Source organism: Pseudoalteromonas sp. Isolate3 (genome assembly GCF_022398505.1).
Classification (GTDB): domain Bacteria; phylum Pseudomonadota; class Gammaproteobacteria; order Enterobacterales; family Alteromonadaceae; genus Pseudoalteromonas; species Pseudoalteromonas apostichopi.
Genome location: NZ_JAKEVN010000136.1, coordinates 1 through 9,706, shown reverse-complemented (window position 1 = coordinate 9,706; position 9,706 = coordinate 1). Strand labels below are relative to the sequence as shown.

Annotated in this window: 6 protein-coding genes and 8 tRNA genes; 2 read left to right on the top strand and 12 right to left on the bottom strand. The window is 40.8% G+C overall.

Annotated features, from left to right (window positions below; translation table 11 throughout):
- Nucleotides 1–28: 28 nt before the first annotated feature.
- From L1D46_RS18300 to L1D46_RS18245, 12 genes are all read right to left on the bottom strand, one after another.
- Nucleotides 29–115, bottom strand: a tRNA-Leu gene (locus L1D46_RS18300).
- 35 nt (nucleotides 116–150) lie between these two features.
- Nucleotides 151–224: transfer RNA gene (locus tag L1D46_RS18295), tRNA-Cys, on the bottom strand.
- A gap of 18 nt (nucleotides 225–242) precedes the next feature.
- Nucleotides 243–318: transfer RNA gene (locus L1D46_RS18290), tRNA-Gly, on the bottom strand.
- Between the two features lie 211 nt (nucleotides 319–529).
- Nucleotides 530–616, bottom strand: a tRNA-Leu gene (locus tag L1D46_RS18285).
- A gap of 39 nt (nucleotides 617–655) precedes the next feature.
- Nucleotides 656–731: transfer RNA gene (locus L1D46_RS18280), tRNA-Gly, on the bottom strand.
- A 63-nt stretch (nucleotides 732–794) separates the two neighbouring features.
- Nucleotides 795–881 (bottom strand) — tRNA-Leu (locus tag L1D46_RS18275).
- A 34-nt stretch (nucleotides 882–915) separates the two neighbouring features.
- A tRNA-Cys gene (locus L1D46_RS18270) sits at nucleotides 916–989 on the bottom strand.
- 12 nt (nucleotides 990–1,001) lie between these two features.
- Nucleotides 1,002–1,077, bottom strand: a tRNA-Gly gene (locus L1D46_RS18265).
- Nucleotides 1,078–1,216: 139 nt separating this feature from the next.
- Nucleotides 1,217–1,762 carry a CDP-diacylglycerol--glycerol-3-phosphate 3-phosphatidyltransferase gene (gene pgsA / locus L1D46_RS18260; protein WP_239978002.1) on the bottom strand — a complete coding sequence of 182 codons (546 nt, stop codon included), beginning with the start codon at nucleotides 1,760–1,762 and terminating at the stop codon, nucleotides 1,217–1,219.
- A 41-nt stretch (nucleotides 1,763–1,803) separates the two neighbouring features.
- The gene (uvrC, locus tag L1D46_RS18255; RefSeq protein ID WP_178926827.1) at nucleotides 1,804–3,627 is read right to left on the bottom strand and encodes an excinuclease ABC subunit UvrC; all 1,824 of its coding nucleotides are present in this window, start codon (nucleotides 3,625–3,627) and stop codon (nucleotides 1,804–1,806) included.
- 8 nt (nucleotides 3,628–3,635) lie between these two features.
- The gene (gene uvrY / locus L1D46_RS18250; RefSeq protein WP_054553647.1) at nucleotides 3,636–4,286 is read right to left on the bottom strand and encodes a UvrY/SirA/GacA family response regulator transcription factor; all 651 of its coding nucleotides are present in this window, start codon (nucleotides 4,284–4,286) and stop codon (nucleotides 3,636–3,638) included.
- Nucleotides 4,287–4,394: 108 nt separating this feature from the next.
- Nucleotides 4,395–5,546, bottom strand: a complete 1,152-nt coding sequence (locus L1D46_RS18245) for a dicarboxylate/amino acid:cation symporter (RefSeq protein WP_239978001.1) — start codon at nucleotides 5,544–5,546, stop codon at nucleotides 4,395–4,397.
- 227 nt (nucleotides 5,547–5,773) lie between these two features.
- Here L1D46_RS18245 and L1D46_RS18240 point away from each other — a divergent pair, with 227 nt between their 5' ends.
- The gene (locus tag L1D46_RS18240) at nucleotides 5,774–8,095 is read left to right on the top strand and encodes a carbohydrate binding family 9 domain-containing protein (protein WP_239978003.1); all 2,322 of its coding nucleotides are present in this window, start codon (nucleotides 5,774–5,776) and stop codon (nucleotides 8,093–8,095) included.
- Nucleotides 8,096–8,553: 458 nt separating this feature from the next.
- Nucleotides 8,554–9,522, top strand: coding sequence for a cysteine synthase A (gene cysK, locus L1D46_RS18235; protein ID WP_130051804.1), 969 nt, complete (start codon nucleotides 8,554–8,556; stop codon nucleotides 9,520–9,522).
- Nucleotides 9,523–9,706 lie beyond the last annotated feature (184 nt).

Genomic DNA, 9,706 nt, shown 5'->3' with positions numbered 1-9,706 from the left:
GAAATAGATAGGAGGTATTGTATATAAATGGTGCCCGGGGCCGGACTTGAACCGGCACGTCCTTACGAACGAGGGATTTTAAATCCCTTGTGTCTACCAATTCCACCACCCGGGCATCGGGTCGCTCGTATGAGCATGTGGAGTATTATATGGAGGCGGAACCCGGAGTCGAACCGAGGTAGACGGATTTGCAATCCGCTGCATGGCCACTCTGCCATTCCGCCTTATCGCTTCCAAATAATTGGAGCGGCACACGAGGCTCGAACTCGTGACCTCAACCTTGGCAAGGTTGCGCTCTACCAACTGAGCTAGTGCCGCAAATTTATTTCTATCAGTGATTTGTCCGTTGGTTCACAACCTTGAAGGTTGCGATGATAACGTTCTGGCAACTGAGCTAGTGCCGCAAATTTATTTCTATCAGTGATTTGTCCGTTGGTTCACAACCTTGAAGGTTGCGATGATAACGTTCTGGCAACTGAACTAGTGCCGAAAACTTGAGCCTTTATCCAATAAACTATTTAAGTTTAAATGGTGCCCGGGGCCGGACTTGAACCGGCACGTCCTTACGAACGAGGGATTTTAAATCCCTTGTGTCTACCAATTCCACCACCCGGGCATCGGGTTTGCTATTTAAAGCAAGTGGATAAAGTTAATATGGAGCGGCACACGAGGCTCGAACTCGTGACCTCAACCTTGGCAAGGTTGCGCTCTACCAACTGAGCTAGTGCCGCATCATATTAACTCTAAAACAAAATATTTTTAAAACTACATTTGGTGTTGTAGTTAACCACAAATGGTGCCCGGGGCCGGACTTGAACCGGCACGTCCTTACGAACGAGGGATTTTAAATCCCTTGTGTCTACCAATTCCACCACCCGGGCATCGGGTTGCTCATAGAGCTGCGTGGAGTGTTGATGGAGGCGGAACCCGGAGTCGAACCGAGGTGGACGGATTTGCAATCCGCTGCATGGCCACTCTGCCATTCCGCCACATTAGATAATTGGAGCGGCACACGAGGCTCGAACTCGTGACCTCAACCTTGGCAAGGTTGCGCTCTACCAACTGAGCTAGTGCCGCTTTCTTTATCTTGGGGGCTATGCCCTCTCAACACGGACGCATTCTACAGAGATTATTAAACGCGTCAATATAAAAAATGCTAGTTTTGAACTGTTTGCTTATTTTTTATCTAAAATGGTGTGTAATTATACGTTTAGGATCAATTTTTGGTCAATTCAGACCATGCGGCAACTAAATACTGCAACATAGAGCTTAGCGTCAAGAATGTTGCAATGTATAAAAGACCATAGCTTAAGTAGATCATCCATGTATCAAACTGCCAAATCAAACCAATAATGGCTAGCATTTGTGCCGCAGTTTTAAACTTACCCATATTTGATACAGCCACGTTATCACGCTTACCTTGCTCTGCCATCCATTCTCGTAATGCAGAGATTACAATTTCACGGCTAATAATAACTAATGCCGGTATCGTCATATATAAAGTTTGGTAATGACTTGATAAGGTAACTAATGCCGCACACACCATTACTTTATCAGCAACTGGATCTAAGAAAGCACCAAAAGGCGTTGATTGATTTAAACGACGCGCTAAATAACCGTCAAGGATATCTGTGATTGACGCAAGCCAGAAAACAAACGCAGCTGCGAAAAACGCCCATGAAAAAGGCAAATAAAATATCACCAAAAAAATGGGGATAAGAAAAAGTCTAAAGGTTGTGAGTGTGTTTGGAATATTCCACATAACTACTTGGAGATGTCTTTTTTTCTATATTCGCACGAAGGCTACGCCTTGTCATGCAAATGATTAAATATCTTTTCAGCCATTTCAGGGCTGATCCCAGGAACTTGTTTTAATTGGTCTATATTAGCAGCTTTTACCCCTTGCATGCCCCCTAAATATTTTAATAATGCTTGTCGGCGCTTTTGTCCAACACCGTTAATTTCTTCTAATAATGATTGAGTACGTTGTTTTTGACGTTTATTGCGATGTCCAGCAATAGCAAAACGGTGCGACTCATCGCGAATGTGTTGGATTAAATGCAGCGCTGGTGCATCTGAGTCAAGTGGAATTGTTTTGCGCCCACCATCAATTAATAAAGTCTCTAAACCTGGTTTTCGACTTGTGCCTTTCGCAACGCCCACCAGCAAAGGAATCTTATTATGTGGCCAGTTTTCAAAATATTGCTCAGCACGAGATAATTGTCCTTTACCACCATCGATAAATATGACATCTGGAATTTTTTCTTCATCAACTACTTTGTTGTAGCGCTTGTTAAGTGCAAACTCCATCGCTGCGTAATCATCGCCACCAGTTATACCCGTAACATTAAAGCGGCGATATTCTTTATTATTTGGACCTTGTGAATCAAACACCACACAACTTGCAATGGTGTTTTCACCCATTGTATGGCTGATATCAAAACATTCCATGCGATTAATATCATCAAGACGTAATGTTTCTTTTAGTTGTGCATAGCGTTTATTGATTGAGTCCTGCGTACTTTGTTTTACGCTGATGCTGTTAAGTGCATTTTTATTAGCGAGCTTTAAATACTGCGCCCGCTCTCCACGATTAGCAACTTTTAAACTGACTTTACGCTCAGAGATTGCCGTAAGCGCTTCACTTAAAGGCTCACTTTCTTCAATACTGAATGGTAAGATAATTTCTTTGGCAATGCGCCCTGTTGCACCGGGTGCTAAATAATACTGACCTAAAAAAGAGGTTAGGATTTCTTCTTCACCAGAGTCTTTTGGCACTTTTGGAAAATAGGTTTTACTGCCTAGCACTTTGTGGTCGCGGATCATTAATAAGTGAACCGCATTTAATCCATTTAAGTGAGCAAAGCCCACTACGTCCATTTCAGCATGGTTACCTGAAATAGATTGTTGCTCCTGCATTTTCCTGAGCAACAAAATTTGGTCTCGTACTTTTGCAGCAAGCTCAAATTTAAGTTCTTTGCTAGCTTGTTCCATCTTTGCAATTAAATCGGCAATAACTTCATGGGACTTGCCTAATAAAAACTTACGAACAAAATCCACTTCTTGCTGATACTCACCATCGGAGATTTTATTTACACAAGGCGCTGAACAGCGTTTTAACTGATATTGTAAACATGGACGGCTTCTGGCTCTATAATAAGCATCTTCACATTGACGTACAGGGAAGATTTTTTGCATTAAACGCAAACTTTCAGATACTGCCCCCGCACTTGGGAATGGACCAAAATACTCGCCTTTTATTTTACGGCTACCACGATGAAAAGCTAGGCGAGGGTGTTTGTGAGCAGTTAACAGAATATACGGATATGACTTATCATCTCGCAACAAAATATTGTAACGAGGCTGATATTTTTTAATTAGGTTGTTTTCAAGTAATAAGGCTTCGGTTTCAGTGTTGGTCAGGGTGACTTCAATACTGCAAATATTGCTTACTAGTACACGCGTTTTACTATCAGTAACATTACTTCGAAAATAACTACTTACGCGCTTTTTTAAGTTTTTGGCCTTACCTACATAAATGACTTGCCCTTCACTATCAAGCATTCGGTACACACCGGGTTCACTTGATAGTGTTTTGAGAAAACGGGCTGGTTCGAAATCAGACATTGAGCAAATTAATGCGAGCTATCAATGTCGATCATTTTGTGGCGAATTGCTAAATGTGTAAGCTCAACATCACCACCTACATTTAGCTTTTCAAACATGCGATAGCGATAGCTATTCACTGTTTTTGAACTAAGATTCAAACGCTCTGCGATATCTTGCGCTTTCTCACCTTTGGTGATCATCAGCATAATTTGTAATTCTCGCTCAGACAAACTCTGGAATGGGTTTTCATCTGTACGGCCGCTGACCTGTGCAAGGGCAATTTGCTGTGCTATTTCAGGTGCAATATAGCGTTGCCCTGCATTTACAGCACGAATGGCGTTAACCATTTCATCAGAACCGGCACCTTTGGTTAGATAACCGTGAGCACCAATTTGCATTACTTTACTTGGGAATGGATCTTCACAATGCACAGTAAGTACAATAATTTTTACATCTGGGCAGTAGCGACAGATTTTCTTTGTCGCTTCTAAACCGCCAATACCTGGCATATTCATGTCCATCAACACGATATCAGGCGAATGTTGACGGCAAAATTGCACCGCTTCTTCACCGGTTTTAGCTTCACCCACCACTTTAAAACCACGAACATCATCAAGTATACGTCTGATCCCTGTCCGTACAAGTTCATGGTCATCAACTAAAAGTACATTAATCAATGGAACACCCTCAAATAACCCAAATAGCTGCTTTCGCACAATTTAATGTGCCACATTAGCACAGAAAAAGTGAAACGATAAATCAAAATATCGTTCCACTCATTAATTTTAAGCTGATGCTTTCTCGCTGAAACGATCAACCCATAAAGCAATGATACCATCACCTGTTACATTACAGGCAGTACCAAAACTATCTTGTGCTAAATAAAGTGCAATCATTAATGCAACAGCGCCTTCATTAAAGCCAAGCATACTTGTTAAAAGGCCCAATGCCGACATAACAGCACCACCTGGTGCACCAGGAGCTGCAATCATTACAACGCCTAGCATCATAATAAATGGCAACATACCAAACAATGATGGTACATCCATATTAGGAGATAAGAACATCACAGCCATCGCACACGTCACAATAGTAATTGTTGAACCTGACAAATGAATTGTTGCACATAAAGGTACCGTAAAGTTAGCAACATCTTCTTTTACGTTATTTGCTTTACTTGAGCGAAGTGAAACCGGAATAGTTGCTGCACTCGACATTGTACCTAAAGCAGTAAAATACGCGGGTAGCATGTTTTTTACAAGCTCTAATGGGTTTCGCTTTAGTAGCAGTCCTGTAGATACATATAAAACCGTTAGCCATAACCAATGCATAATTAATGCTGCCAGCAGAACAATACCAAAAGTTTGTAGTGTATCAACCACAGTACCAGCGACTGTCATTTCAGCAAATACACCAGCAATGTAAAAAGGTAAAGCTGGAATAATTACTTTTGCTAGTAAGCCATCAATAACATCACGGCCCTGATCAGACATTTTCTTTAAAGTATCAAGCTGTAACTGGCTCATTCCAATACCAAAAATGAATGCTGCAGCAAGAGCTGTCATTACACTCATTAGAGGTGGAATTTCTAAATCAATAAAGCTACCCACTTCTGTGGCGACTTCAGCTTCAAACGTTAAGCCCCCATCAAACAATGGGATCATAGCGCTGACAAGTAAAAACGCTAAGGTACCTGCAATAACGGTTGAACCATATGCAAAGCCAACCGTTTTTCCTAACAAGTGGCCTGACCCTTTTGGTAAGCCAGCAATACCTGATGCGATAAAAAATAAAATAATTAACGGAATGGTAAAGGTGATCAACTGACCTATTATTTCTTTTACTGTGTAAAGGAGTTCAACACCTGTTAGTGGCACATACAAGCCCACTAAAATACCGGCAACAATACCAGCAATTAATTTTAAAATTAAATTCATAACGATCACTTCAATTTTTAGGTGGTAATCTTTTACCACGTTTTAGTTTACTTTTGTTATAAAACAGCCAAATTAACGTTTAACTGCGCAATTTACCACCAGAGCTTGGCAGAATCTAATTTGAACGTAAATATATGCGGCCTGTCGCGTTGCATTTGTTAACAAAGTTGCAAATTAATAACATGCTCGCAGTTTTGAATACCCATATAGTGCTTATGTATAAATCAATGTTGAGTGCCGCTCTGTTGAGTGTGCCTTTTACTAGCTTGGCCATCAGCCAACCTATCACCCTTCCTTTTATTGCAGAACAGCCAACAATTGACGGTAAGCTTGATGAAGCAAGTTGGCAACTTGCAAAAAAAATTACAATAGATAACGTCACTTGGCCTTATGAGAACAGTAAGAGCCCTGTTACTACCTACGCTTATGTCTATGAAGATGGCGAAACGTTATTTATAGGTTTTGAAGCGAACGACCCTAACCCAGAACTTATTCGTGCTTTTTACCGTGACCGTGACGCAGCTTGGGATGATGACTTAGTTGGGCTAAAAATTGATTCATACAATAACTCTCAATTAGCGTATCAATTTTTTATTAACCCACTTGGCGTACAGCAAGATTCAATAGAAAACGAACTAACTAAACATGAGAGCTCATCATGGGACGGTATTTGGGATAGCGTCGGTGTTATCCATGATAAAGGCTACACAGTTGAAGTTGCTATTCCCTTACGCGTACTAAATTTTGACGACAGCGTCGCAAGCAAAACCATGGCAATGGAGTTTTTACGCTTTTTACCGCGCAGTGAACGGTTGCGTATCTCTAATATGCAGATTGACCACGGTAACAATTGTTGGATTTGCCAAATGCCAAGTTACCAAGGTTTTGAACAAGCCAAACAAGGCAATAACGTGGCGATTATCCCATCTGTGGTGCTTGGCAAAAATGAGACCCGCGATATTGATGGCGCTCGAGTTGATGATTGGGAGTCAGAGAACAATACTGAAGCCAGCCTAGATGTAAAATGGGGGATCACTCCTGATATTACCCTAAATGCGACCATCAACCCTGACTTTTCTCAGGTTGAAGCGGATGTTGCACAATTGAGTGTGAACAATAATTTCAGTTTGTTCTTCCCTGAAAAGCGCGCCTTCTTTTTAGATAACGCTGACTACTTTGCCTCAACTCTCAACCTTATTCATACCCGTAATATTGCCCAACCAGATTACGGAACAAAGATCACCGGCAGCAAAAATGGCCATACATTTGCCGGCTTCATTGCTAATGACACACAAACCAATGTGTTGATCCCTGGCAATTTAGGCTCATCTCTTGTTGCCCTTGACGAGAAAAGTGAAAATGGCGCTATGCGTTATCGATACGATTTTGAGTCAGGGTTATCGCTCGGTTCAACTGCAACACACAGACAAAGTCATGATTATAAAAACACGGTTTACAGTATTGATAGTAAATACAAGCCAACAGTGAACGATGTTTTCTTAGTCCAAGTATTAAAGTCACAAACACAATACAGCCAAGATTTTATCGACGAGTTATGTGATGGTGATAACTGCTTACAGCCCGAGCAAGTAATTTGTGAATTAAATAGTGACTGCGACTATAACGAAGGCGTACTTCGTGTTTTAAGTAAAGAACAGCAATCAGGTACTGGCTACTACGTAAAGTATCAACATGACGAGAAGTACTGGCGTGCCTTTGCTGACTATAATTATCGCGATGCTGATTTAAGAGCTGACTTAGGCTTTATCTCACAAGTTGATTTTAAAAAGTTCACGACTGGCGGTGAATACCGCTGGTATGGCGATAAAGGCAATTGGTGGAATCGCGCTAACCTTTACGCCGATTGGGATATTACCCACAACGAAAATAATGAACTTCTCGAAAAAGAAGCACAAACTAGTTTTTCAGTCAGCGGCCCGTTGCAAAGCTTTTTTGAGCTCTCTGTTGAGCACCGTAACCGCACCGGCCTTCGCCACGATAAATCACGTTTAGATATTGATGGTAACACTGACTTGTTTAGCGAAAATGGCGTTGGTTTTTACAGTGACTTTAAACCAACCGCAGGGGTATTTGCCTCTTTATATATGTATACAGGTAATGCCGTTGACTTAGCTAATAATCGTGTTGGTGATAAGTTCCATATACGCCCTGTGCTGAATATGAACCTTGGTAAGCATTTTGAAGTGCGTTTACGCCATACTTATGAGCAGCTTGAAGCCGACGGCAGTGAAGTATTTACCGCCAACCTAAGTGATGTGCGTTTAACTTACCAATTTAATGTGAATAGCTTTTTACGCCTTGCAGTCATTTATACCGATTTAGAGCGCAATCAGGCTAATTACATTGATGATGTAGATAGCCAATATAAAAAGTTAGCCACTCAGCTGCTGTATTCTTACAAGCTGAACCCGCAAACGGTATTCTTTGCAGGTTATTCTGATAATGGCTATCAAGATGATGAGCTTTCATCAATTACTAAAGAGCAGCGTACGTTGTTTGCTAAATTTAGCTACGCTTGGTTGCTTTAAGACCTTATTAGCGCATCTTTTGGTGCGCCCTCCCCTTTCTTTGTTTGCTTATTCCTAAACTATACCCAAGCCACCTCAAGATGCAGAATTCAGCGTTTCACAGGWGCTTAATATCAAGGCGTTACTTTGCAAGAATGGCAKYCCCTTTWAAGAAGTAACAACGATGAGAGTAAGTGCCTGTGAAGCGCCCAACGGGTTGGTTTAAAAGCGATTTATACTGCGTTATTGATTTTAGCAATAGAACCACTATTACTTGCAATCAATGCCTTGCCTAAATCGCTTTTAATTCCAACTGAAACTCGCACCTTGAGATGGTTTGGGTATATAAGCCTATTCGCTATATGTTATAGCCAAACTTTACTTTCGTTTTTTATTCACCACAGTAAAGTGTGACTATTACAGATCGCTAGCCTAAGCTATTCGATCACGATTGAATAAATTGCTTCCAAGGGAACACTATGTCTAACATTTTTGAAGATAATTCATTAACGATTGGTAATACTCCAATCGTAAAGCTTAACCGCGTAACCTCAGGTAATGTTTTTGCTAAAGTAGAATCACGTAACCCAAGTTTCAGTGTTAAATGCCGTATAGGCGCTTCAATGATCTGGGAAGCAGAAAAGTCAGGTGTATTAACCAAAGACAAAGAGTTAATCGAGCCTACTTCGGGAAATACCGGTATTGCACTTGCGTTTGTTGCTGCTTCTCGTGGTTATAAGTTAACACTGACTATGCCTAACACTATGAGCCTAGAACGTCGTAAATTGTTAAAAGCGTTAGGTGCTAACCTAGTTCTAACTGATGGCGCTAAAGGTATGAATGGCGCAATTGAGAAAGCAAAAGAAATTCAAGCAAGTGACCCTGAAAAATACATTCTTCTACAACAATTCGAAAACCCTGCAAACCCGAAAATTCACTTTGAAACCACGGGCCCTGAAATCTATGAAGCAATGGATGGTAAAATCGATATCTTCGTAGCAGGTGTTGGTACGGGTGGTACTATTACGGGTGTTAGCCGCTACCTTAAACTTGAAAAAGGTTTAAATGTTCAGTCAGTTGCTGTTGAACCAACTAACTCACCAGTGATCAGCCAAACCTTAGCTGGTGAAGAAGTAAAACCGGGTCCTCATAAAATTCAAGGTATCGGTGCAGGTTTCATCCCTGGTAACCTTGATTTAGAAGTTGTTGATGCCGCTGAGCAAGTATCAAATGAAGATGCAATTGCAATGGCGCATGAACTGATGAAAAATGAAGGCATTTTAGTAGGTATTTCTTCTGGTGCTGCAGTTGTTGCTGCAAAACGCCTTGCTGAAAAGCCTGAAAACGCAGATAAAAATATTGTGGTAATTTTACCAAGTGCAACTGAGCGTTACTTATCTAGTCCATTATTCGCTGAAGAGTTCAGCGATAAAGAGCTTGTTCAGTAAGAACGACTAAGTTGTCTAAAAAGGATGCAAAGATGCATCCTTTTTTATTACCCAAAATAGATAAAACCAATAAATTTACCGAGTTAACTTTACATCATGCTAATTTAGTCACACACTTAATATTAAGTTCACTCGTAAAACAACAAAAATGAAAAATATACTCTTAATTTTTATTCTGTTAAGT

Excerpts from the sequence above, each read along its gene's own strand:
- pgsA (WP_239978002.1), bottom strand. The coding sequence starts at position 1,762 with ATGTGGAATATTCCAAACACACTCACAACCTTTAGACTTTTTCTTATC.
- uvrC (WP_178926827.1), bottom strand. The coding sequence starts at position 3,627 with ATGTCTGATTTCGAACCAGCCCGTTTTCTCAAAACACTATCAAGTGAA.
- L1D46_RS18245 (WP_239978001.1), bottom strand. The coding sequence starts at position 5,546 with ATGAATTTAATTTTAAAATTAATTGCTGGTATTGTTGCCGGTATTTTA.
- L1D46_RS18240 (WP_239978003.1), top strand. The coding sequence starts at position 5,774 with ATGTTGAGTGCCGCTCTGTTGAGTGTGCCTTTTACTAGCTTGGCCATC.
- cysK (WP_130051804.1), top strand. The coding sequence starts at position 8,554 with ATGTCTAACATTTTTGAAGATAATTCATTAACGATTGGTAATACTCCA.